The organism is Pseudomonas sp. BIC9C (assembly GCF_034541995.1).
Classification (GTDB): domain Bacteria; phylum Pseudomonadota; class Gammaproteobacteria; order Pseudomonadales; family Pseudomonadaceae; genus Aquipseudomonas; species Aquipseudomonas fluorescens_CC.
On record NZ_JAWDGM010000001.1, the window covers coordinates 926,591 to 950,820 of the forward strand.

Annotated in this window: 21 protein-coding genes and 3 pseudogenes; 7 read left to right on the top strand and 17 right to left on the bottom strand. The window is 55.3% G+C overall.

What is annotated here, in order from left to right; genetic code table 11:
* Positions 1 to 301 precede the first annotated feature (301 nt).
* From RS887_RS04390 to RS887_RS04405, 4 genes are read right to left on the bottom strand one after another with little or no spacing between them, the layout of a single operon-like run.
* Positions 302 to 3,511 carry an AAA family ATPase gene (locus RS887_RS04390; RefSeq protein ID WP_322614517.1) on the bottom strand — a complete coding sequence of 1,070 codons (3,210 nt, stop codon included), beginning with the start codon at positions 3,509 to 3,511 and terminating at the stop codon, positions 302 to 304.
* Positions 3,492 to 4,043 (bottom strand): ABC-three component system middle component 1, encoded by a 552-nt coding sequence (locus tag RS887_RS04395; protein WP_322614518.1) that lies wholly within the window; start codon positions 4,041 to 4,043, stop codon positions 3,492 to 3,494. Before RS887_RS04395 ends, RS887_RS04390 begins: the two co-directional genes overlap by 20 nt.
* Positions 4,015 to 5,289: an ABC-three component system protein gene (locus RS887_RS04400; RefSeq protein ID WP_322614519.1), complete on the bottom strand. Its 1,275-nt coding sequence runs from the start codon at positions 5,287 to 5,289 to the stop codon at positions 4,015 to 4,017. Before RS887_RS04400 ends, RS887_RS04395 begins: the two co-directional genes overlap by 29 nt.
* A 1-nt stretch (position 5,290) precedes the next feature.
* Positions 5,291 to 6,340, bottom strand: a complete 1,050-nt coding sequence (locus RS887_RS04405) for a ComEC/Rec2 family competence protein (protein ID WP_322614520.1) — start codon at positions 6,338 to 6,340, stop codon at positions 5,291 to 5,293.
* A gap of 824 nt (positions 6,341 to 7,164) precedes the next feature.
* Here RS887_RS04405 and RS887_RS04410 point away from each other — a divergent pair.
* From RS887_RS04410 to RS887_RS04420, 3 genes are all read left to right on the top strand, one after another.
* On the top strand, positions 7,165 to 7,467 hold the full coding sequence (locus tag RS887_RS04410; protein ID WP_322614521.1) for a type II toxin-antitoxin system HigB family toxin: 303 nt from the start codon (positions 7,165 to 7,167) through the stop codon (positions 7,465 to 7,467).
* The gene (locus tag RS887_RS04415) at positions 7,467 to 7,826 is read left to right on the top strand and encodes a transcriptional regulator (protein WP_322614522.1); all 360 of its coding nucleotides are present in this window, start codon (positions 7,467 to 7,469) and stop codon (positions 7,824 to 7,826) included. Before RS887_RS04410 ends, RS887_RS04415 begins: the two co-directional genes overlap by 1 nt.
* Positions 7,827 to 7,996: 170 nt before the next feature.
* Complete coding sequence (locus RS887_RS04420) at positions 7,997 to 9,328, top strand: IS4 family transposase (protein ID WP_322614248.1); 1,332 nt, start codon at positions 7,997 to 7,999, stop codon at positions 9,326 to 9,328.
* Positions 9,329 to 9,775: 447 nt separating this feature from the next.
* Here the strand turns inward: RS887_RS04420 and tam are convergent, their stop codons facing one another.
* From tam to RS887_RS04450, 6 genes and pseudogenes are all read right to left on the bottom strand, one after another.
* Positions 9,776 to 10,546 (bottom strand): trans-aconitate 2-methyltransferase, encoded by a 771-nt coding sequence (gene tam, locus RS887_RS04425; RefSeq protein ID WP_322614523.1) that lies wholly within the window; start codon positions 10,544 to 10,546, stop codon positions 9,776 to 9,778.
* Positions 10,547 to 10,723: 177 nt separating this feature from the next.
* Positions 10,724 to 11,808 (bottom strand): annotated as a pseudogene (locus RS887_RS04430) (type I restriction endonuclease).
* A 248-nt stretch (positions 11,809 to 12,056) separates the two neighbouring features.
* Positions 12,057 to 12,560 (bottom strand): DUF4142 domain-containing protein, encoded by a 504-nt coding sequence (locus tag RS887_RS04435; RefSeq protein WP_322614524.1) that lies wholly within the window; start codon positions 12,558 to 12,560, stop codon positions 12,057 to 12,059.
* 72 nt (positions 12,561 to 12,632) lie between these two features.
* Positions 12,633 to 12,791 (bottom strand): KGG domain-containing protein, encoded by a 159-nt coding sequence (locus tag RS887_RS04440; RefSeq protein ID WP_322614525.1) that lies wholly within the window; start codon positions 12,789 to 12,791, stop codon positions 12,633 to 12,635.
* A 117-nt stretch (positions 12,792 to 12,908) separates the two neighbouring features.
* On the bottom strand, positions 12,909 to 14,255 hold the full coding sequence (locus tag RS887_RS04445; RefSeq protein ID WP_322614526.1) for a diguanylate cyclase domain-containing protein: 1,347 nt from the start codon (positions 14,253 to 14,255) through the stop codon (positions 12,909 to 12,911).
* Positions 14,256 to 14,334: 79 nt separating this feature from the next.
* Positions 14,335 to 14,973, bottom strand: coding sequence for a LysE family translocator (locus RS887_RS04450; RefSeq protein WP_322614527.1), 639 nt, complete (start codon positions 14,971 to 14,973; stop codon positions 14,335 to 14,337).
* 153 nt (positions 14,974 to 15,126) lie between these two features.
* Here RS887_RS04450 and RS887_RS04455 point away from each other — a divergent pair, with 153 nt between their 5' ends.
* Both RS887_RS04455 and RS887_RS04460 read left to right on the top strand, forming a co-directional pair.
* Entirely contained in the window at positions 15,127 to 15,366 is a 240-nt protein-coding gene (locus tag RS887_RS04455; protein WP_322615256.1) for a CopG family ribbon-helix-helix protein, read from the top strand.
* Positions 15,356 to 15,640 carry a type II toxin-antitoxin system RelE/ParE family toxin gene (locus tag RS887_RS04460; protein WP_322614528.1) on the top strand — a complete coding sequence of 95 codons (285 nt, stop codon included), beginning with the start codon at positions 15,356 to 15,358 and terminating at the stop codon, positions 15,638 to 15,640. Before RS887_RS04455 ends, RS887_RS04460 begins: the two co-directional genes overlap by 11 nt.
* 19 nt (positions 15,641 to 15,659) lie before the next feature.
* On the opposite strand, the gene RS887_RS04465 is transcribed toward RS887_RS04460, so the two are convergent.
* Positions 15,660 to 16,568 (bottom strand): LysR family transcriptional regulator, encoded by a 909-nt coding sequence (locus RS887_RS04465; RefSeq protein WP_322614529.1) that lies wholly within the window; start codon positions 16,566 to 16,568, stop codon positions 15,660 to 15,662.
* A gap of 77 nt (positions 16,569 to 16,645) precedes the next feature.
* On the opposite strand from RS887_RS04465, the gene RS887_RS04470 reads away from it, so the two are divergent.
* On the top strand, positions 16,646 to 17,134 hold the full coding sequence (locus RS887_RS04470; RefSeq protein WP_322614530.1) for a DMT family transporter: 489 nt from the start codon (positions 16,646 to 16,648) through the stop codon (positions 17,132 to 17,134).
* Positions 17,135 to 17,288: 154 nt separating this feature from the next.
* Here RS887_RS04470 and RS887_RS04475 read toward each other — a convergent pair.
* The 4 genes and pseudogenes from RS887_RS04475 to RS887_RS04490 all read right to left on the bottom strand — a co-directional run bounded on the left by RS887_RS04475 (position 17,289) and on the right by RS887_RS04490 (position 22,064).
* Positions 17,289 to 18,619: pseudogene (locus RS887_RS04475) on the bottom strand (MFS transporter).
* A gap of 184 nt (positions 18,620 to 18,803) precedes the next feature.
* Positions 18,804 to 19,730, bottom strand: a complete 927-nt coding sequence (locus RS887_RS04480) for a hydroxymethylglutaryl-CoA lyase (protein WP_322614531.1) — start codon at positions 19,728 to 19,730, stop codon at positions 18,804 to 18,806.
* Positions 19,727 to 20,919: pseudogene (locus RS887_RS04485) on the bottom strand (CaiB/BaiF CoA transferase family protein). Before RS887_RS04485 ends, RS887_RS04480 begins: the two are co-directional and overlap by 4 nt.
* Positions 20,920 to 21,155: 236 nt before the next feature.
* On the bottom strand, positions 21,156 to 22,064 hold the full coding sequence (locus tag RS887_RS04490) for a LysR family transcriptional regulator (protein WP_322614532.1): 909 nt from the start codon (positions 22,062 to 22,064) through the stop codon (positions 21,156 to 21,158).
* A gap of 132 nt (positions 22,065 to 22,196) precedes the next feature.
* On the opposite strand from RS887_RS04490, the gene RS887_RS04495 reads away from it, so the two are divergent.
* Positions 22,197 to 23,216, top strand: a complete 1,020-nt coding sequence (locus tag RS887_RS04495; protein ID WP_322614533.1) for a DUF4917 family protein — start codon at positions 22,197 to 22,199, stop codon at positions 23,214 to 23,216.
* Between the two features lie 185 nt (positions 23,217 to 23,401).
* Here the strand turns inward: RS887_RS04495 and RS887_RS04500 are convergent, their stop codons facing one another.
* The gene (locus RS887_RS04500) at positions 23,402 to 23,746 is read right to left on the bottom strand and encodes a YegP family protein (protein WP_007999360.1); all 345 of its coding nucleotides are present in this window, start codon (positions 23,744 to 23,746) and stop codon (positions 23,402 to 23,404) included.
* A 178-nt stretch (positions 23,747 to 23,924) separates the two neighbouring features.
* Positions 23,925 to 24,230: a ribbon-helix-helix domain-containing protein gene (locus RS887_RS04505; protein ID WP_007982997.1), complete on the bottom strand. Its 306-nt coding sequence runs from the start codon at positions 24,228 to 24,230 to the stop codon at positions 23,925 to 23,927.

A 24,230-nucleotide genomic window follows, 5' to 3' on the forward strand; every position in this document is an offset into this window, starting at 1 on the left:
AAATGAGGTATCTACCCCAGTACCCCGGGTTTCCGTTAGAGTGGACACGAACCGTACGCACAGATGCACTTTTACCGGCTAATCAGCACGACTTCGACTCAATGCATTCCACGTTCGAAATGTGCCATGACTGCCTTCTTCTTCGGTCAGTTGGAAGCCAATGGTACGCAGTCTAGGCCGATGCATACCTCACACACCGCCCCCTGCCCATGCGGTGCGTACGCTTCATATCCCTTTGGGGTCAATTGGTTGATAGCCAGGGGGGATGTAGCTCTCCCCCCTGTGGCGAAACCAACGAGTATTAATCCTCCCTTTCGCCGTCATTATTAACGTCAGCGTGTAAGACTACCTTTGACAATCCCGCGACGAAATCATGGGCATCCAGTATTTGACTGACAACACCGAAGCTTTCCAGCTGCAAAAACTTAGACCCAAATACCTCCGATGGTATCTTCAGCTTGAGCAAATCGAAAAAATTCTCATCGTGTGTTGATATGATTATTTGCTTATCAAAACGCAGCGAGACATTCCGAAGGAGATCAATAACCGCAAGGATATTAATAGAATCCATTGACTGAATAGGGTCATCGATCAGTATGACGTCTAACGGAACATCCTTCTCGTCCCTTGCATGTAGGGCGCTGGCCAGAAACACACTAAGACTAAGTATATTAAGCTGAGCCGAACTAAAGTAGAGCATCGGTGAAATCAAATCACCTTTACCATCTTTAAGTATAATATTCAAACCAGGTTGATTCGAACCATCAAAATCAGGAATAAACTCTACTTTCTTAAATGAAGGGTGGGGGTCAATTTGGCTATAAATCGCGTTAATTAAATCCGTAAAAAAGAAAGATCCAATTCGCGCCCGAAGTTCGTCAAATATGATCTCTCGTTCTTCCGATAGCTTTTTGTCGACCAACTGATGTTCAGAGAGCCTACGCTCTATAACAGAAAGACGTTCGCGCAAGACCAGGCTGTCCAGATAGGGCTTGAAGGCTTTCAATTGCTCAGTTAGCAGGTCAAATTTATCGATTTTAGCAACCAAATCGGCGGATTGCGCAGTCGATGATCCCAGAGCCGATGCGATTTCCGAACGAATCATATCTGGACTGGCAGTGAGCTCCTTGCCAAGCAATCTACCGAGACTTGCCAAGAACGATTCCACGGCGAACGTTGCGTCGCTAACGGATTTAGAAGCTGTATCTCTCTGGATGGCTAACTGCTGAAAATCTATCCAATTTCCATCTTCGAGCATCACCTGTTGGAGCTCATGGCATTCCACAGACAGCCTTTCAAGTTGCGCCGAGCTTTCGCCCAGGGAACGACTGAGCTGGTCACGTTTTTGACCACAATGCGCCGAGAGATCCGTAAACTCACTAACCGCCTCCTTCAGTGCGAAGGCCAATACTTTGTTGTATTGATCCTTTGATGTGATGCTCTCCCGAATAAAGCGCAGCTCCTCTAACCTTGCATTGACTCTTTGCAGCTGGGCCTGAAAGCCAACTACAGCATTACTGACCAACTCAAGCTGAGCGGCCTGGGACACTCGAATACTAGAAAGACTATTGAGTTCAGCTCCTGCCCGAGCGTGTAATTCCTCGGAACTCAGATTCCAAACTCTCAGTTGGAGTGCTTCGATTGTTTGCTGAGTCGCGCTGTTTGAGGCTATAAGAGAAGAACATTCTCGCTGAACTTTATTGATTTTTAGAGAAAGTTGATCAAGTTTAGTTCTAAGTTCGATCACCTTCTTACCGAGTCGATCCTTTGCTTCAGCAACCGCCAAGTTAATAACGCTCTTAAGCACCGTCACCCGAGACGTAATCTGCTCAAGCTGGATTGCGTTTTGTCTTGCTGCCTCAGTCAGGAGATCGTTGTTTTTTATGGCGGACGTCAAGGCCTCAGGAGAAGCGTGTACTGCTCGGCAAAGTGGGCACTTATCGCTAGGCCATTCACCAAGATAAGTTAGCCCTTGAGAGACTATACGCTCAACACCCTCTTTTTGCCGGGTAAGCGCTATTTGAGTATTCCTGATCGTATTATCATGCTGCTGTAGTAAGTCTAACTCTTGATGAGCGGAGTAGACTTCAGAGAGACGGTTAGTTGGTAGTAGGGGGAGACTCGTACCTTGCTCCAGCAAGGTCTTGGCGTTTATTGTTATCGCAGAGAGCTTAGTTAGCTCAACCGTCATACGCTCGTGGTCAGCCCTGTCGACCTGAATCGTTGCCATCCTGCTCTGCAGGTCTGTTTGCTGACCAGACAGACCAGCCTGATGCACTGCAATCTCTGCATGAACAGCAGGGCTATTTGACAGCATCGACCGCAAGGCCAATGATCGCTGATCAGACTTACTAAGAGCATCACGATGTAGCTTTTCAGATTCTTGGGCCGTTCTAAGCTCTACGGCGATTCCGCTCTGCTGCTGTTCTAGTGTGTTTTGCTCAACTGACGCTCTTTTACGTTCCGATTCGTCAAAGAGGAAACTTGGAAGCAATTTTTCTATCGTTTCCAGTTCCGTGAGTTCGCCAGTCCATTTTTGCCAGTCTGCGAGGTTTTTGCTGTGAGCAGCGGAAAGAGACTGGTAATTTTGCGAGTCTTTAACACCTTTCGCCAGCCCTGCCAACCGAGGACTTTGTTCGGAAATCACATCAAGATGAAACTGCAACTCTTCAAGCCGAGAGGACTGCTCCAATAGAGCAGTCTCACGTTGACGCTGCGCCGTATGGAAAGCCGCTAACGTATGTTTTCGTTCAATGATAGATGCAAGTAATTGATGTTCTAAACTTGCATTAAAATTCGCAGAAACTAGAGATATTGACTCCCCACCCTGGTTTAGGCTCACAGCTAGCGCGTTGAATTTATCAAAAATTGCAGTATCGACCGGGGCGTTAAGCTCTTTCTTGACCTCAGTCCGCTGCTTCCGAAGAGCATCCAAAGTCAGCTTATTTTCAGTTATAACTGCGGTAAGCTCTTGGCGTAGAGCCTCGGCTTCACCGCCAAAGTGCTGCATGAACAGCTCATACCGCTCTTGCGGCTTAGCTTCGCGCAAGAAACGATCAATAGCATCTTGGGAAAGTATAATTTTGCTAAATATTCTGGCTTCCTTACCTTTTTTACCTTTAGAAACGCCTAAGGCCAGATCAGTCGAATTCCACTTCAACTTCGGGAGCTCCCTAGGAAAATTCCCACGAGTAGTCACCACTTCCACTCGGGTTAAAACCTCATCCGAAACATCTTTGTTGCGCAAGATCTTCAAAGGTATCCGATCTTGTTTAGTCCCACGGGCTGCTATTTGGTTATTTTTTTTATTATGCTCACCCGCGTACCTCTCCAAACTGTCCGTTAGCGCCCATTCTACAGCATCATAAAATGAGCTTTTCCCAAACCCATTCGGAGCGTAGATCGCAACAAAATTAGATGGTATATCACCATCAAGGGTAAAATCGAAGTTCCCATCCTTTTTATATTTATAGGCGCGAAAACCTTCAATCTCAACTTTCTTTATTTTCATCTCGCCTATAATACTCGATTAGTTTATTTACAATTTCGCCCCGTTTTTCTTTCGACTTGCTTGTAGCGTCTATAGGCGCATTTTTAATCAATGAAGCAATGGAAAGTTTTACTCCCGCCTGGAGCTTAGGAAGTGTCTTCTGAAGCTTCAAATTAGCTCCGAGCAACTCCACATTGATCAACTTTTCAATACTTTCAATAGTTGGACGCTCCCCCTGGTTATCCAGAACTACTTTTCTAGCCGCATACCGATCATTTTCAATAACATATTTCTCGCGAACTTCCAAGCGATCTGGGCACAACATGACCAAGTAAATATTCCATCTGGAAAATTTTGCTTCAGGCTTAAACTTGACCGACACTATACTTTGAATAGCCTTCCAGCTCGCGACCATTTCTTCAGAAGAGCCAAACCAGCAAACTATGCAATTAATGAATTGCAACTGATCACAGGAGTAGAGTTCAAACTCTACCTCTTTGAACTCCGACTTCAGAAAACCCAGATCATGAGCCGTCTTTGATAGCGCTACCATAATAACCCTTGAATTTTGTCAGCTGACTGCCGATATTGACGCTTCCATACTCTCGGTGCTTAGCCAAAACGTATTTATTACGAAGCCCTTTTAAATGCGCCACTGAGTAAGTACCCCATAATTCGACATGCGCGCTATCAATTCTGGCTAACTCTCTGAATTTTGGCGAGGAAGCGATATCATCGATAACCTCATTAAGGTCATCTGAGTCAGGTACGTCTACTGCATTTTCTTCAGGAGAGTTAATAAGCATAGCGCCATTGGCCTCAAGCATGCCTTTCGCAGCCTTGAATATATCTGACAACCTCCGTATCCAGTTGTCACCGCTACTGGAATACATAAATCGACACTTACGATCAAGTAATTCTAGATAGGCTTCATCCACAACGTAAACATCATCAAGTATTGAGCAGACAATCACAAACTCAAAGTAAGCTACCCAGATTTCTCTACTCAACACGGTATCGCTAGGCTCATCATCACCTATCAGAAGTTCTCTTCGATACCGCATCATCAAATCATGAGGCGTAGGCATCCCATGTTCGATCAACCACTCTGCCTGTTCATTTAGCTTCTGACGTAGCTTTTGAACGTTCGCTGGATTTGCAGCATTAAAATCAAATATATCGCCTTTGAAGTTCGAAAAGCACCCCATGTAATAAGGTGCGATTTGCAAAAGATCATTTGCCTCGATAATCTCTTCAAAACGACTGATGGGAAAGCAACGGATTCTCCCATATCTCGCATCTGGATCTTCGTCGTCCATCCGAGCTTCGACGCCCCACAAATGCGCAATATCACCATCAATGTGGTAGATCGCCCCACCGGACATCCCTTCAATCGATTCCTGTCCAGGGTTGCCTGTCAAATTACAAACAATGACCTGGTGTGCGACGTCGTTAGAACTTCCTGTGTAAATCTTGAAGGGTCTGTCCGTTTCATGATTCGATCTTGGGTAACCGACATAGGAGATCCCAGAACCTGCCGGCAACGCCTGCATCAAAGTACGCTGTTTGATGTCAGCTTGAAACTCGACTTTGATAATGGAGCAGTCGACCTCGGAATGGTGATAAGGGGATCCGATAACATTAATCACTCGCCCGTTCCGACTGATCTCCGCACGCTCCCCTACCACATGGCGAGCCGTTAAAACATACGAATAGTCTTGCGATAATGTACTTATAAGAACGCCACTACCCGTATTTACTTTAACGGCGTAAGAAATAATTTGCTCATCAGTCGTCATATTAAAGAACAATCTCTTCACAGAGTCCTATTAGGCGCTCGGAATAGGCGTCTTCTTCATGACTCAACAATATCTGCCCAATGATTTTACTATAATTAAAGAAAATACTCGCGTCGCTACCAGCCAGAATTCTAGCTATCACCCTCTTATTTGGCAGCCCATGGATCGACCCATTGGAAGAAATCATAAAACGGTCGCTCGCCACCAGTTCAAGAAATTCTCGGCTTGTGTTGTACTGGCTTCCATGATGCGAAACTTTCACCAAATCAACCGAGAGTTTCGAATCGGTGCTATAGCCCAGCGTGCGTAGCATTGATATTACTGCTCCGTCATGCGCGTCACCCAGAAACAGCATAGTTTTGTCGTCGGCCTTGAGGATAAATGCGATCGAACTACCATTTGGTATAGATTTGTCCGCCTCAAACGAGTCGTTAGCCAAAATTTCCTCGAAGCTCAGCGCATAGTCCGTTTCTCGGGAAGTTTCGGCAGGGCTTTTTTCTCTAGGCCAAACACAAAGAAGTTTCTGAAGCTTCTCTTCGTTTGGTGACAAAATCGTAAATGTAAAAGGGCCGTTCTGAATAGTCTGACCGGCCATCACAAGAGGAACGCGGTCACAGCCAATTTCGTCCAACAGCGTCTCGAACAATTTGCCTTGCCTAACGCTGGTCTCAGGCGCGTCGCCACTCAGATAAAGGTCGTTCGCAGGTATTGCCGGCGCATTGAAATGATCGGTAATCAGCCGTGAAGAGTTAAACCATATGGACTTGACCATATCACTCAGATACCCGGGGGCCTTGAATGCTCGCAGTAACCCGCCAATATGATCATCGTCAATATGGGTCAAAATCGCGAGATCGATGTGTTGGCCTTTAGCTTTCAGCTCATCGAGAACGATGCAGAGTGCTCCCTTGCGTATCGGTGGAGAGCCGTACTTGAAGGTAGCCGCATTCCCACCATCGATCAGCAGGTTAAACACGCCATCCGGGCCCTCATGTGTGACCAAGATGCAATCGCCGTGGTTCGCTTGCAGGATGCGTACGCTGATGCCCATCCAAACTCCCTGTATCGCCAGGATCATTCCGCAGAGGACGACCACACTGTCATAGTGCCAGTAAAATAGCGCGTCCCAGTACATCTTCCAAGCGCTCTGGTTCCAACGGTATTTGAAGCCAAAATGCAGCCTCAAGATTGTCCGTCGATTGCTTGTCAGTAGTGAGGATATTAGCTGTAGGAGAGTTCTCTATTTTTCAGCTGCCACCTCTTGGTTTCCTACCTCAACTCGCCAAAAATTCTCTTCAAGCGGTAGCAGTAATTGCTGTTAAAAGTCCTTACCTGTCCATGAGTTACCAAAATAATGGACTTTACCGAAATCATGCCAACACATTGATATGTATAGATTTTTTGTAGATTTTGCTCGAAAACTCACTACTACCTTCTTTCGGAAATGCAAGGAGGCACTACCTCGGAACCAATACGCACCTGGGTGCGGATTGGTAGTACTTGGAAGAGTGCGTCTCTCACGCCCAGTCCTAGAAGGGACAAACGTTTGTAGTAGACATACACACCTACACACATTTTGAGTGGCTACCCCCCGATTAGGGGTTCGATTCCCTTCACCCGCTCCAATCGAATTCAGTCTCACGTCAGGATGGTTTTGACGGGGGATGCAGAGACAGAAAAAACCGGTCCAAGTGACCGGTTTTTTTGTGGGCGGGATTTGGGTCAGTGTCTCCAAACCCTGAAAATTAGCGTTTCCGCGCAAGATCCAGGTTTTGTTAACGCTTTCTCGTCCCGATAAAAGATTTCCTCCACGACATCAGAGATTGCAACTCTCCAATACTCAGACTAACATCTCCCAAAACGGGAGGACGCACAGTGCGTGTGATTGCAAAAGGGACATTGCGGGAGTTCTGGGAAAGTAGCCCGGCTTATGCTGACTCCGAAACACCACTGGTTGAATGGTATCGGCACATGGAAAAAGCCGTGTATGGCACGCCGCAAGAGGTCAAAGCGGAGCTGAGAACGGCCAGCATCCTCAAGGGTGGCAGGGTTGTATTCAACATCGGTGGCAACAAGTACCGGGTGATTCTGGCAATCGATTATCAGCGCCAGCTCGGTTTCATACGATTCGTTGGCACCCACGCCCAGTACGATCAGATCAACGCGGAGACCGTGTGATGAACATTAAACCTATTCGCAGCCAGGAAGACCTGACCGCTGCATTTGCTCGTGTTGAGCAGTTGTGGGGGGCTGAAATCGGCTCGCCTGAGGGCGATGAGCTGGATATTCTGGCGCTGCTCATCGAAAAGTACGAAGACGAGCATTACCCGATGCCTCCCTCCGATCCCATTGAGGCAATTAAATTTCGCATGGACCAGCAGGGCCTGACCCCTCGCGATCTGGAACCCTTCATTGGCACGAGCGGACGCGTGTCCGAAGTACTGAATCGCAAGCGTAAATTGAGTCTATCGATGATCAAGCGCTTGCATGACGGGTTGCGGATTCCTTACGAAAGTTTGCTAGCAGGTGTTGCCTGATAGCGTACACCTCCCCCCAACTCCAACCTCAGAACAGGTTGTTTGACGGGAGATGCAGAGAAAGTGGAAAACCGGTCCAAGTGACTAATGCCGATCAGTTAAGCCTCGTCGCTTGACCTTTGGCCGCAAGAAATCAAAATCCGATGCCTGAATAGGCATCGGATTTTTTTATGCGTCTGGCTCGGGCACTGGAACTAACCCACAACTTCGTCTCGACTCCCAATTCCATTGAGGGATTGGACTCGTTGCTTGATCCCTCTCTGGTCGAGCAAGCGTTGGAACAGGCCGGCGTAGCCACCCTTCGCAAGCGGCGTCTGCCCTTGGAAATGATGCTCTGGTGCGTCATCTCCATGGCGTTTTTCCGGCGCATGTCGGCGTGGGATGTGGTCAGTCGCATGAACATCATGCTGCCCGGGCAACGCCCACTGGTCGCACCCAGCGCCGTAGTCCAGGCCCGTCAACGATTGGGTAGCGAGGCCGTACGACAAGTCTTCGATCTGACGCAGAAAAGCTGGCATGAAGCGGCCGGCCATCCGACCTGGGCCGGATTGCGTTTACTGGGGGTCGACGGTGTCGTCTGGCGAACGCCCGATACACCCGAAAACCGTGCGCGTTACGACTCCGCCAGCAACCAGCATGGCGATACCGGTTTTCCTCAGGTGCGCATGGTTTGCCAAATGGAGTTGACCAGCCATTTGCTGATCGGCAGTGCTTTTGATGGCTATCGCAGTAACGAAATGAAACTGGCAGAGCAACTGATCGACACCACGCCAGATCACTCGCTGACGCTGTTTGATCGCGGTTTCTACTCCTTGGGGTTGCTGCACCAATGGCAGCAGGCCGGCACTGAGCGGCATTGGCTGATGCCGCTGCGTAAAGGTGCGCAGTACGAAGTGATTCAGCGCTTGGGGCGTCAGGATGCGGTGGTCTCGCTCAGCACTTCGCCGCAGGCCCGCAAGCAGTGGCCAGGCTTGCCAGAGCGCCTAACCGCAAGGCTCCTAAGCAAGACCGTAAAGGGCAAGGTCTGTCAGATTTTGACGTCGATGGTCGATCCGCTGCGTTTCCCATCCGATGAAATCGTCGACCTATACAGCCATCGCTGGGAAATCGAATTAGGATTCAGGGAAATGAAACAGACACTGCTCAACAGCAGCTACACGTTGCGTAGCAAGACGCCCGAGATGATCGAGCAAGAGTTGTGGGGCGTGTTGCTGGGCTACAACCTGTTGCGTTATCAGATGGTGGAAATGAGCCGCCATTGTCCGGGCATCCATCCGTGCGAGCTAAGCTTCACCGCGTGTACTTGGGCGATCCTGGGTTTTATCAATGGCGTTTCTGCGGATCGCTCAGGGAACATCCCCAAATACCTCGCCGAATTGCATGCCTCGGCCCCGCACTATGTACTGCCGCATCGCCGGGAAGAGCGGGTTTATCCGCGAGCTATCAGGCTGAAATCCCCGAAGTATCCGATCAAAAATAAAAATGCCAGTCAGCTTAACTGACTGGCATTAGTCCAAGTGACCGGTTTTTTTGTGCGGGGGATCTGGTGATGCGCCTGCCAACGCTAGCGTTAAGGCCCTCACTTTTAGGAGCCAAAAGGAGATCAAGGCTAGAAAAAGCAGCGTCCTGCACGACACTGGGAAATGTCCGTTCACTTGCGCATTGCTGTGCTTTTGCCACGAGGCCTATGGTCCGAGCGCACCCAAAATGGCGTTTAGGGTTTGGCGACCTGAAGTGGAATACAAAAGCGCACTGGCTTGCTTGCAGGCATTTTTGCATCTGTAGAGTTGTGTTTTCTGGCAGCTGTGCGCAGGGGATCTTCGGATCTGCCGGCTTCCACTCCGGTTCGCCAACCCGGCACTGGCGGAAGAACGGGAGCGGCCAATGATGATGCTGGTCGGCGTTCAGCGTGGATAAAAAAGGGACAAATCACGCTGCCCCTTTTTGCATCAACGGGTCGCGACGATAAACAGTCGCGGGAACGGCAACAGCACCGAACCATCGGACAAGGCCGGATACGCCCGCTCGATAGCCGCCTGATACTGCTTCAGATACTGCGCCCGCTCCGCCTCGTCCAGCGGATCGAGGAACGGCCGCAAACCGCTGCCCTTGAACCACTCCACCACACCAGACGCACCGCCCGCGAGGGGATGATGGTAGGTGGTGCGCCACACATCGACGCGGGTGCAGCAGGCTTTCAGTATCGAGTAGTAACCGCTGGCACTGTCCATCTCCGTGCGCTGCCCGGCAGCGCCTGCCAGTTTGCCCACCCATGGACCGTCCGCGGCCACATCGCGCATCAGTCGGTGTGAAGGTTCATAGAGGTTGTCGGGCATCTGGATCGCCAGGCTGCCACCCGGTGCCAACTTATTCACCAATGACGGCAGCAACGCTGCGTGATCGGGCACCCACTGCAACACCGCATTGGCGAAAATCACGTCGAACGGGCCGCTGTCGTTCCAGGTGTCGATGTCGGCAACATCGAACTGCACATTCGGCAGGCGTTTGCGCGCGGCCTCGATCATGTCGGTCGAACTGTCCAGTCCGCGCACCGTGGCGTTGGCAAAACGCTCGACCAGCAACTCGGTGGAGTTACCGGGGCCGCAACCGATATCGATGGCCGAATGCACGTCCCCGGCGTGGATGGCCGCCAGCAGGTCACGGGCGGGACGGGTGCGCTCATCTTCAAAAGCGACGTACTGCTTGGCGGACCAACTCATTGCGTTCTCCTGTCGGTGTGTCGTTCTGGCCGAGGCCAGCAACCGGATCGCTACGATACATCGACTGGTGGATTCAGCTCTATTCCACCTTTGGTGGAAAACGTTGGTGAGTGCTTCAGAAAAAACCGGCCCTATTGGCTCTACTGGCCGGTTTTTTTCATCACAGGAAAAACATCTTTAATCGTAATACCCGACAGTCTTCTTCAAATGATCCGAGTACTCGTAAATGTCATCGACGGAATTGATTGCATGCCGGGTTTCGTTCTTCTCTTCGTCAAATATGCCGATGTATTTCTGCGATCGGTTGAAGTGCAGTCGGCAGATCGGCTTGCGGTTGTTGTCGTCGAGCAGGATGCCGAAGTAACTCTGTGTGTCACGCTGAACAATCCGTTTGGCATCAACAACCGATCGAACTACGGCTCGGACGATGTGATAGCCCTCCAGTTCTTCCAATGTCGTCAGAACCTTGTCCCCTGACTCATCTCGAACATCGGGTTGTTCCGTGTCACCCGTAGCGACCGGTAAAGAGGCCAGTGCAGGCTGGATGGCGCCACTCATAGCCGACTTTAGCCGGTCATTGATTTGGTCATTGAGAAACTGCACCACGGCCTTTTTCGTGAGCTCATGGAACTGCTCGCGGACCTTTTGAGTTATCACTCCATCGTAAACACGTGAAGCAAAGACTTTCACAAAATCGTCGTCCGGCTTGCTGACTTGAGAAGCAATGACCTTTTTGATTTGGCTGACGTACTTCAACTCACCTGCAGCACTGATGATCGATTCCACATCGAATGCAGACTTGGTGAGCTTCACCAATTCGGGGACGGAATACTCGTCGATATCCAGCAGGTCGAGCTCAAGAAACGGTTTCTCGTCCATTTTGTTTGGCGCATCCAAGTCAGTGAAAAACTTATAGACCTGGCCATTGGTGAGAATGGAGATTCGAGCGCTGGTGACATGGAAATAGCGGAACAGCTGGGAGGCATGATTGATGTGCAGTGGCTCACCAATTTTTTTGCACTCGATTAGGATCTGAACCTCGCCAGCCTTCATGATTGCGTAGTCAATTTTCTCCCCTTTTTCGTTCCAATATCGCAAACGAATTCAGGTGTCACTTCCGTTGGATCGAAAACATCGTAGCCCAGTACCGTGCTGATAAAGGGCATGACAAAAGCATTCTTGGTCGCTTCTTCCGTTTGAATGGCAGCGCTCTGCAAACGAACTTTGGCAGCGAGACTTGCTAACTTTTCGAAGAATTCCATGAGTAGCCTCTTTTCCGGTTTCGATCCGTGTGAACACATGCTGGCAAATTGACTGCCATTGATACTAGACACAAACCGGTACAAAGGAAGATTCCCACCAAAAATTAAGATCTTGCCCACCGCCATGCTTCATTGGGTTGCAACCCCAGCCGAATTTTCATCTCGCCACCTATGTCTGAACTTCAGGTTCTTCAAAGAAAAACGGCGCGTGACCGAAGCCCCGCGCCGTTTGTGTTCAAATCTTCCGCTCAACTCCTCGCCTGCAACGCCTTGGCCATTTGCAGATGATTTTGCAATTTTGGCAGGGTTTCTTCGGCGAATGCCTTGATTTGAGGCACGTCGGTGGTCTGCGCTTGCTGCTGCAACTGATCGATGGCTTCCTGCGTGGTCTTCACCTGGCTGGCTGTATAGGCCTCATCGAAGGTCGCCCCCTCCATGACTTGTGGCATCAGGGCTTTGGCCTTTTCGACAATTTCTTCGCGCGGGGCCACCGGCAAATCCAGTTGCCTGGCGATTTTCGCCAAGTGCTGGTTCGCAGTGGTGCGGTCGTCGATGACGACGATGGTGTAGTCCTTGATCTCTTTGGACTCGGATTTCTGGTGCGCCAGGCGACTCGCTTCAATATCGGCGATACCTTTTGCCGAGGCCTCGTCGATGAATTCAGCGGGGGACTGGGCAAAAGCGCTGCTGGCTAACAGGCCCAGTAACATGGCAAAACTGGCATTGCATAATCGGGTGGCCATGCGGTTCATGGTCGCGCCCTCCTTTTTCCAATTCAAACGGGAGCTTTCGCCCCGCCTCTCAATCAAAACCACCAGCATCCTTTAGCGGGATTTCTGACCGCCCTTGCGGCCCATGTCGGGTTTCGCCGGGTCTTTATCGACGGTCGTGGTGGTGGTTTTCCCACCCTTGCGACCCGCTTCAGAGGCCTTCGTTCGGTCGTTGGTGAAGTTTCCCGAGTTCGAGTTTCTTGAGTCAGGCATGATTCTCTTCCTCTTGGTGATGATCGCGGCGAGCCTGCGCCCGCATAGAATCTGAATTTGCGCGTCGCAAAAGGTTTAGAAAATTGCGTGGATACCACGACGAACGGTGCCCGGCTGTCAGACCATTCGCAGGTGGTGCTCGCGTTTGGCGCAATACATCGCCTCGTCGGCATGCCGGAACAACTGCTTCTCTTCGGTGCCGTGATCGGGGTATCGGGCGACGCCGATACTCGGCTGGATGCTCAGGTTATGCCCGTCCAGACGCAGGGGCTGGGCCAGCACCTGACGGATTTTTGCGACCACGATATCGGTGTCTTCCGAGGCGTGAATGCTGTGCAGCAGCACCACGAACTCATCGCCGCCAATGCGGGCCACGGTGTCGGTTTCCCGCACGCAGCCCTTGAGCCGGTTGGCCACCGCCTGCAGCAGCATGTCGCCAACCGCGTGGCCATGGGTGTCATTGACTTGCTTGAAGCGGTCGAGGTCGACGTACAACAGCGCCATGTACCCGCCGTCTTCACGGGCCAATCGCAGTGACGCCTTGAGCCGGTCACGAAGCAGCTCACGGTTGGGTAACTGGGTCAGTTGGTCGTACTGGGCCATGTGTTGCAGGCGGGCGTGCAATTGCTTGCGCTCGATGGCGGTCGCGATCTGGGCGCAGACGTATTGCAACAGTTCCATGTCTTGCTCGGTGTAGCGTTCGCCGCCCGGAATGCTTTTGACGATCAACGCGCCGATGGTGCCATTTTGCGAGTTCAGCGGCACACCCAGCCAACAGGGGCCGTTCTGCCCGGTCACCAGCACTTCGAATCCGGCAGGCGGTGTGCACTGGTCTGGAGTCAGCAGGATCGGCTGCCCCGTGCGGATCACTTCGGTGCACAGGCGCCCGGTCATGGTTCCGGGTTGTTCGGGCTGTGGCTCGTGGTCATCGACGTGATAAGGGAAATTCAGTTGTGCGCAGTGCTCGTCGTACAGCGCCACGGAAAAATTCAGTGCCGGCAGCCATTCACCAATGATCAAGTGGATGCGTTTGAACAACGCCAGCAGATCCTCTGCCGCATGGGCCGCCTCGGAAATTGCATACAACGCGGCCTGCCGGGATTCGGCCTGCTTGCGTTCGGTGATGTCGCGAGCCACCGCGATGCGCAACTGGTCGACCTCGGACCAGCGTGCCGACCAGAGGATGTGCACCACGCGGCCATCCTTGCGCAGGTAGCGGTTTTCGAAGTTGAGCTTGGGCTCACCGCCCATGATTTCCCGGGCGGCGTCGAGGGTGCGCTGGCGATCGGCCGGGTGCACCAAATCGATCATCGGCTGGCCGATCATCTCATCGGCGCTGTAGCCGAATATGCGCTCGCACGCCGCACTGACAAAGACGAAGCGGCCCTGTTTATCCACCGCACAGACGGCGTCCAGCAACAGATCGATATAGCTCGCCAGCGGCGCGGAATTTCGGTTTTCCATGATTCAGCGTGGGTGCCCCGATAATGCAGCGCTCTTCAATCATCCCTGCCCCGTCAGCCTTGCATCCCTGTGATTATATTCAAGCCTTGTCCGGCATCAGCCCCGGCAACGCATGGACCAGCGCATTGATGGCGAAACCGATGAACATTACCCCGCACAATCGGGTGATTGCCAGTTCATGACGCTGGTACAAGGTGCGCACTCGCCGTGCACCGACGATGCCAATGAGAATAGCGTAGGCGAGCAACCCGCCGACGAAGCTCAGGCCGATCAGTGTCGGCAGCATTGACCAGTGGAGCAGTTCCGCGCGGCTCGACAACAGCGCCGTGAACGTCGCCACCGCCACCGGATAGGCCTTGGGATTGGTCAGGCCAAACAGGATGCCGTGCCAGAACGGCTGCCGCGCCGCACCCTGTGGCGCATCACCGCTGCTGCGCCGGGCACGCACCGCACGCCAGCCGAGCCAGAACAGGTACAGGCCGCTGAGCACACCGAGCACGTCGAACGCCGTACTGCCGATCTCCCGCGCACCGACAATCGCGATCAGCGCCGTGCTGCACCAGACCACATCACCGAGCAAATGCCCGCACAGAAACCCTGCCCCGGCCCGTCGCCCATGGGCCGCGCCAATGCCGAACACCGCCAGCACACCCGGCCCCGGGGTGATGCCGTAGATAAAACCCGAGGCAAGCACGGCCATTAGCAACGATGGGGTCATGGGGAGTCCTTTTGAACGGCTTGGTGAATGGTGGCCAGTCTATATCAGGTCATTGCCTGTCGACTGAAACATCTCGACGGACGAACGGGCTGGTCCAACCCCACCAATGACGGTGTAGTATGTTGTATTACAAACCACTACATCGAGACCACCATGTCAGTTATGTCCCTGCGCATACCAGACGAAATCGCCGATACCCTCGCGAATCTTTCTAAAGCAACGGGCCGCAGCAAATCATTTCTGGCCGTGGATGCGTTGCGTGAATACCTGGCCCGTGAAGCGTGGCAAATCGAGGAAATTCAGAAAGCCTTGAAAGAAGCCGATGAAGGTGACTTCGCGACACAAGAAGAAGTGAACGCCATTGCTGACAAGTGGACGGCGAATGCGCGTTGAGTGGTTGCGTACGGCGTTAAAGAATCTGGATGACGAAGCCGCGTACATCGCCATCGAAAATCCAAAAGCTGCAGCAGATTTTGTCCAGGCAATTCTCGCCAGTGTCGATCACCTTGCCCGATTTCCAGCGACGGGTCGTGAAGGACGCTTACCCGGTACTCGGGAATGGGTCATGTCTGATCGCCCCTATCTGATTCCCTACCGTGTTCGCCAAGGTCGGCTTCAGGTACTACGAATTTTTCATACGCGTCGCCTGCCACCTTCCAATTGGTAAAGGCCATTTGGAAGAGTCTCTAGCATTCGATCCCCTCCCCAATCCTCCGATTCAACCAGTTCAACGCCTGATCCCCGCCCCGGCGCTTGTGCCAGACCAGTACGAAGGTGAACGACGGGATGTGAAACGGCGGTGGGACGACAATCAGTGATTGCTCATCGATATCGCGCAAGCCTCGCGACGCGACCGTGAGAATCAGGTCGGTTCCACTGATGAATTCCGGGGCGACGCGCCAGTGCGGCAGGCTGACTGCTACACGACGACGTTCGCGCAATGCAGTCAATGCACGCTCGATTTCCGGGGTGCCGCTGCCGCGCATCTCCAGCAGAACGTGAGGCCGTGCCAGGTAGGTGGGCAGGTCGAGGACACCATCGGCGGGCAGGCTGTTGCGGTCCACCAGGCAGGCGTACTGCTCTTCGAACAGCGGCGTGCTGCGCAATTCGTTGGGCATTTCCGGGAACACACCCGCGGCGATATCAATGTCACCGTTGAGTACCCCTTCGAGCACGCTTTCGCGGCTGCCATGGCTGATTTGCAGGTCGATGCCCGGCGCTTCGTGGCGCAACGTACGGATCAGTCCCGGCAGGACAATGGCGGCGCCATAGTCGGACATCGCCAAGCGGAAAGTACGCTGGGTGGTCTTGGGATCGAAGGCATTGGGCGCCAGCAGCGCTTGCACCTGGGCCAGGGCTTCGGCCAGCGGTGCCACCAGTTCCAGCGCTCGCGGCGTCGCTACAAGGCCGGCCCCTGCGCGCACCAGCAGCGGGTCGCCGAGCAGGTCACGCAATCGCGCCAGCGCATGACTGACCGCTGGCTGGCTCAAGTGAAGACGCTCGGCCGCCCGGGTCACGTGTTGCTCGCTGAGCAAAGCGTCGAGGATCACCAGCAAGTTGAGGTCGATACGTCGAAGATCATTCATTTGCTGCATGTTCTGGATAACAAAACGGAATTTAAATCTGCGCGACGAATACCCTAGAGTCCAGCAAAACCTGTTGGAGATCGATCATGAGTACGTTGCATTGGGCCGGTTGGTTGCTGCTGGCCGCCTTCGCCGGGGCGGTGGTGCCGTTTCAGAGCGCAATCAACGTCAACCTCGGACGCGGCTTGGGTCATCCGCTGTGGGCGACGCTCGCCTCGTTGCTGGTGAGCGTTGTGGTGCTGTTGCCGATCATCGTTGCGATGCGTTTACCGTTGCCGTCTCTGGCATTCATCAGCCAGGCGCCACTCTGGATGTGGGCAGGTGGCGCTTTTGGGGTGTGCTTTATTTCGTTGGCGTTGGTGCTGCTGCCCAAACTCGGTGCCGCAGGGTTCATGGCATTGGCGCTGGCGGGGCAAGTGGTGGCGTCGTTGTTACTGGATCACTTCGGCTGGTTTGGGTTGGTGGAGCGGCCAATCAGCTTGCCCAAGGTGTTTGGGGTGGTGCTGCTGATGGCCGGGGTGGTGTTGATTCAGTTTTTTGATGCACCGGCCAAAGGTTTGGCGACGGCGGGTTGAGGGGGGCAACTGAAAGTGCGATGGCGCTTTTCAGTCAGTCATCGCGGGCAAGCCCGCTCCCACAGTGACCGCGTCGGCCATAACTTTTGTGTCCGCCGCGTACCCTGTGGGAGCGGGCTTGCCCGCGAAAGCGATGTATCTGACACCGCAGCTATCAAACCTTGTCCAACGTCCGCAACTTCTGCGGCAACCCCCACAGCAACAGCGCCACGGCAATCAGTGCGCAAACACCAATGACATACAGCGCCGGCGTGGTACTGCCGGTCAGGTCCTTGATCCGGCCGACCATCACCGGGCTGACAATGCCACCGAACTGGCCCAGAGTGTTGATCACCGCGATCCCGCCGGCAGCCCCGCACCAGCTCCGGCCAACAGTTTCGGCGGCAGGGTCCAGAAGCTCGGGATGGAGGCGATGATCCCGGCACCGAGCAGGCCCAACGCGACAGTCAGGAAGGTCGTGTGGCTGGCGAAGATCCCCGCACAGAAGAACCCGACCGCACCGACCGCCACCAGACCGGCGACGTACTTGCGCCGCTCGCCGGAAGCATCGGACAGGCGTCCGATCACCACCATGCTGATGGCGCCGCAGATGTACGGAATGGCCGTCAGCAAGCCGATCATCACCGGACTTTCGGTGCCGGCGCTGCGGATCAGTTGCGGCGCCCAGAAATTCAAGCCGTAGGACGCCACCTGAATCAGGAAATAGATCAGCCCCAGTGTCAGGAAACCCGGGATCCGCAGGGCGGCGAGCAGCGAACCGCCGCTTTTGTGCGGCTCATGCTGAGCGATGCGGCTGGCCAGCAGGGTCTTCTCCGAAGGCGTCAGCCAATGGGCGTCTTCGATACGGTCCTTGAGCAGGGTTAACACCAGCAAACCGAGGCCGATGCACGGCACGCCACCGAGCAGGAACAGCCAGTGCCAGCCGCGCATTTGCAACACACCGTCGAGGTGTTGCAGCACAAGGCCGGAGAAGGGCGCGCCTACCAGGCCGGCGAACGCCGACGACAGGAAGAGCATCGAGGTGATGCGCCCGCGATAGTGCTGCGGGAACCACAGGGTCAGGTAATACAGCACGCCCGGGGCGAAACCCGCCTCCATCGCGCCGATCACGAAGCGCAGCACATAGAACTGCCATTCGCTGTTGACGAACACCATGGCTGCCGTGGCCAGGCCCCAGGACATCATGATCCGGGCGATCCAGCGCCGGGCGCCGACCTTGTACAGCATCATGTTGCTCGGCACTTCGAAGATCACATAGCCGACCACGAACAACCCGGCGCCGAGGCCGTAGGCGGTGTCGCTCAGGCTCAGGCCGGCCTGCAGCTGAAACTTGGCGAAGCTGATGTTGATGCGGTCGAAAAACGCGAACAGGTAGCAGACCATGATCAGCGGCATCAGACACCAGGCGACTTTGCTGACCAGGGCTTTTTCGGTGTCGTGGCTAACGGACGGGCTCACACCCGCCTCCAGTGCATTGAGGCTCATTGCGGTTCTCCAGGCGGACTTCCCGTGGGTGTCCGATTGTTTTTGTTGTCTGGTAAATGTTCGATTTCACTGTAGGAGCGAGCTCGCTCGCGACGAACCTGAGATCGCCGCGGGGTATCTGGCATCCAGAGTTATCGTTGACGTCCATCGCGAGCATGCTCGCTCCTACAGGAGGGCAGTTTGCTCAGGAAGGCACGGGGTGCAGGTCGCAATTGCGCCCGGCCTTGGCCAGTTGACCGGGTACTTCGTGGCCGAGCAGCGCCGGCAGTCCTCGGGACAGTTTCAGCAGCAGCGGCAAATCGATACCGGTATGAATGCCGACTTCATCGCACAGGTTCACCAGATCCTCGGTGCAGATGTTTCCCGATGCTCCCGGTGCGAACGGGCAGCCGCCGAGGCCGCCGAGGGCCGCATCGAAGCGCCGGGCACCGGCCTCGTAAGCGGCCAGCACGTTGCACAGGCCAAGGCCGCGGGTGTTGTGAAAGTGAAGGGTCAGGTCTGATGAGGAGACCCTTTGCAGCACCCGGCGCACCAGCCGGTCGACCTGGCGCGGATTGGCCATGCCCGTCGTGTCGGCCAGGGTAATGCCCTGGATGCCGAGCTCCTGATAGGCTTCGACGATTTGCAGTACGCGGCCCTCGTCGATCTCGCCTTCGAAGGGGCAGCCGAAGGTGGTGGCGATGCTGGCGTTGAGTCGCACAGGGCTGTCGCCAACGAAGTGCACAATCTCACCGAACGCCGCCAATGAATCTTCGCAACGCATGCGCATGTTCGCCAGGTTATGGGTCTGGCTGGCGGACATTACCAGGTTCAGCTCATCGGCCCTGCACGCCAGAGCCCGTTGTGCGCCCTTGAGGTTGGGGATCAACGCGACGTAGATCACCCCCGGTTGCCGGTTGATGCCCTTGAACACCAGTTCGCCATCGCGCAGTGCCGGAATGGCCTTGGGCGACACGAACGAACCGGCTTCGATACGGCTGAATCCGGCCTGCGACAGTTGGTCGATCAAGGCGATCTTGTCGTGGGTTTCAACCCAGGTCGGCTCGATTTGCAAACCGTCGCGCGGGGACACTTCCTGCACGATCAGGTGGTCGGAACAATCGGTGATCATTGCACCACTCCTTCGACTTTCAGGCGTTCGATGTCTGTTGCGGTCAGGCCCAATTGCGTGAGGATGCCGTCAGTGTGCTGGCCCAGCCCGGGCCAGACCAGTTCACGCCGCCGGGTGTCTCGGAAAGTTTCGGCACGATGCCCGGCATCTTCACCGTGGCACCACCGGGCAGCTCGGCATCGAGCAGCATGTCCCGCGCCTGATAGTGCGGGTCGGCGACGATGTCGGCCACCGAATAGATGCGTCCGGCCGGGACTTCGGCAGCTTCCAGCGCGGCCAACACCTCGTCGATGGGCAGGCTGCTGGTCCAGTGGGTGATGGCGGCGTCGAGCAGATTGCTTTTGGCTGCACGCCCGTCGTTGTGGGCGAACTCCGGCGCTTCGGCCAGATCGGCGCGGCCGATGGTTTGCATCAGGCGCCGGTAGATCGGGTCGCTGTTGCCGGCAATCACCACGTAGGCGCCGTCGGCTGTCAGGTACGTGTTGGACGGCGCAATCCCCGGCAAGGCACCACCGCTGCGTTCACGCACATGGCCAAGCATGTCGTATTCCGGCACCAGGCTTTCCATCACGTTGAACACGCTTTCGGCCAGGGACACATCAACGATTTGCCCGCCGCCCTGCCCGGTCTTGACCCTTAGCAGCGACATCAGCGCGCCGATCACCGCATGCAGCGAAGCCAGGGAATCGCCAAGGCTCACACCGACCCGCGCCGGCGGCGAACCGGGCGTGCCGGTGGTGTAGCGGATCCCGCCCATGGCTTCGCCTATGGCACCGAAACCCGGACGATCGCGGTACGGGCCGGTCTGGCCGTATCCGGAAATCCGCACCAGCGTCAGGTTGGGGTTGAGCGCGTGCAACACGTCCCAACCGAGGCCGAGCTTTTCAAGGGCGCCGGGGCGCAGGTTCTCGATCAGCACATCGGCGCTGGTCGCCAGTTGCTTGACCAGTTCGATGCCTTCAGGGGATTTGAGGTTCAGCGCCAGGGACTTCTTGTTGCGTGATTGCAGGTACCACCACAACGAGGTGCCTTCGTGCAGCTTGCGCCATTTGCGCAGGGGATCACCCTGGCCCATGGCTTCGATCTTGATCACCTCGGCGCCGAACTCGGCCAGCATGCGCGCCGCAAACGGCGCGGCGATCAGCGTGCCGATCTCGATCACTTTGATCGCACTCAAGGGGGCAGTCATCGCGGGGTACCTCTTGTTCTTGGAATATGAGCCAAGGCTAGAGGACCGGAGCCTCGGGAATCCAACCTTCAGTTGGCAACGGGCGTTCGCGAAATGCGAACGCTCTGGAAGATTGTCCTGACCTCAGGGCCGCCTTCGCGAGCAGGCTCGCTCCCACAGGGGATTAATGAGCGACACAGGTCCAGTGTGGGAGCGAGCCTGCTCGCGAAGAGGCCGGCCAATTCAGCCGAGAACGATCAAACCGCCCCACGCAAATGCTCAAACAACATCCGGCTCACCGGCGACAGCAACGCCTCATCCCGCACCACCAGAATCAACGCCCGGTCCGACCATTCGTCCGTCAATGGCACCGCGTGCAAACCCAGCGCCCGGCCAAACAACTCATAGGCCCGCTGCGGCAGGATGCCGATCCCCATGTTGGCCTGGATCATGCGGCACATGGCGTCGAACCCAGGCACATGAATGCGCACCCGCAACACCTTGCCGGCCTGGCGGGCGGCGGCGTGGGTGCGCATGTTGATCGAACTGGCGGCATGCAACCCGACGTAATCGCTGTCCAGCGTATCGGCGAAAGCCACGCTCGAGCGGCTCGCCAATGGATGGTGCGGCGGCATCAACACCACCAGTTTGTCCTGGCGATACAACACGCTGTGCAGGCCCTTGATATCGCTGTCGATGGAACAGATGCCGAGGTCGGCCACCCCGTCGAGCACGCCCTGGATCACCCCGGCGCTGGGGCGTTCTTCGAGGTCGGTCTTGACCTGTGGGTGACGCTCGGAAAAGTCCCGCAGGTCCTCGGGCAAAAACTGAATGATCGCCGACAGGTTGGCGAGCATCCGCACATAGCCGCGCACACCGTGGCTGTGCTCGCCCAGTTCAAGGCCCATTTTCTCGACGTTGAACAACATCTGCCGGGCATGGTGCAGCAGCGTTTCACCGGCCGGCGTCAGGGACATGCCCTTGGCCTGGCGCACGAACAGACTGATGCCCAGTGCCTCCTCCAGTTCCATCAGGCGCTTGCTCGCCGCCGAGACGGCAATCGCTTCGCGCGACGCCGCGCGGGTCAGCGTGCCCTCTTCATGGACGGCGACGAACAGTTGCAGAGTGATCAGGTCGAGACGGCGGATCAGGCTTTTTTGCAGCATCGGGTACTCGGCGAAGTCGGCTCGGGCGAAGTCGCAGCATAGCGTTCTTCACCCCAGTCGTACCGTGGTCCGGGCACCCGCTCGTGATAAAGTCGCCGCCCATAGACCTTTTGCCGTGAGACGAAGACCGCAATGACCGATTTCCAGGATGTCGATGCCCAACTTGAAGACTGGAACACCTTGCGCAGCAGCACTTCGTTCAGTGGTTTGCTGGTGGGCAACGGTGCCAGCCGCGCGGTGTGGGACGATTTCGGCTACGAGTCGCTGTTCGAAAACGCGCGTACCGTTGAAGAAAAACCCCTGAGCCCGTCCGAACTCAGTGTGTTCGATGCGATGCAGACCCGCAGTTTCGAACAAGTTCTGAGCGCGTTGAAAACCACCAGCCGGGTCAACAAGGCCCTGGCTGTCAGCTCCGCCGCCCCACGCAATCGCTACTACGCGATCAAGGAAGCGCTGATCAACACCGTGCATGCGGTGCATATCCCGTGGCGGCTGGTAGTGCCTTCGACGCTGGCAACCATCCATCAGGAACTGGCCAGCTACCGCACGGTGTTCACCACCAATTACGACCTGCTCAACTACTGGGCGGTGCAACACCAGCCTGAAGCGATCACCGATCTGTTCCAGGGTGCCGAACCCGGTTTCGACCTGAGCGACACGGCCACCGACAAAACCCGCTTGCTGTACCTGCACGGCGGACTGCACCTGGTGCGCAACCAGGACGGTACGGCGCGCAAGCTGATGTCGACCGAGGGCACGTTGCTGGGCAATTTCGCCATCAACAACACGATCAAGACCCTCGACGACGTGCCGCTGTTCGTCAATGAAGGCCCGAGTGCGGACAAGCTCAAGACCATTCGCAGTTCGGACTATCTGTCGTTCTGCTACGAGCAGTTACTCGGTCACGGCCAGGCGCTGTGCATCTTCGGCCATGCGCTGGGGGAGCAGGACAGCCACATCATCCACGCCCTGCGCCTGGCGAAACCGCAGGTGGTGGCGATCTCGATTTACCCGCGCAGCAAGGCATTCATCCAGCACCAGAAGCGGCATTACACGAAAGTGTTCGAGGGGACGGGGGTTGAGTTGCGGTTTTTTGATTCGAAGAGTCATGCGCTGGGTGGCCCGAAGCTGGCGGTTCCAGTCGAAGTTTAGCGGCGACTGATCCGACGCATTCGCGAGCAGGCTCGCTCCCACAGTAACCCGGTTCCGACAGGAGAAATGCAGCCAAATGTGGGAGCGAGCCTGCTCGCGATAACGGCCTTTCAGTCAACATCAATGTTGAATGTTATGGCCTCTTCGCGAGCAAGCCCGCTCCCACAGGGAGATGTGTGTTGATCTCAAAGCACCGGCAACGTCTTGTCTTTGATCACCTTGGTCGAGCCGTTGGCCTTCACGCTGGCGATGCCTTTCTCCATGGCGGCATCGGAGGAATAGGCCTCGCTGCTGCCGATGATCTCGTGGTTACCCGCCTTGAGGTTGAAATACGGATGGCCATCCTTGGTGGTTTTCTTCTCGTAACGCTCATCCAGCGGGCTGTTGGCCTGGACCGAGGCGATGCCTTTGTCGGCGGCGGCGTGGGTGGTGTACAGCTCGCTGGTCAGAATGGTCTCGGCGTTGGCCGCCTTGAGGACAAACCTGAACTGGCCATTGCTGCTTTTGCTCACTTCATACCATCCGGACATGCTTTTTCTCCTTGGCGATTGAGAGGTGGCGCGCTTCAGAGTAAAGACCAAGCCGGGATTTCTGTCGCCTGTACGGCCCCCTTCGTCGGATCGCCGCCCGGACCAAGCCCGCTCCCACAGGTACAGCGTGATCCGTGTGGGAGCGGGCTTGCTCGCGAAGCGGTCGACGCAATGCCGGCTATTTCACCACCGCGCGCACCACCGACAACTCCGGCACCTGAGTCCGCCGCTGACTCAGGTAGCGCGTACAACTCACCCGCAAGAACGAGGCGAAATTGACCACTTCGCCGCGATAGTCCATCACTTCTTCATACAGCTTGGCGATCAACTGATTGGTGGTCATGCCGTCGACCTCGGCGATTTCGCTGAGGATGTCCCAAAACTGATTTTCCAGCCGCAGGGTGGTGACCACCCCGCAGATGCGTAGCGAGCGGGAGCGCGATTCGTAAAGAATCGGGTCGGCTTTGACGTACAGCTCGCACAT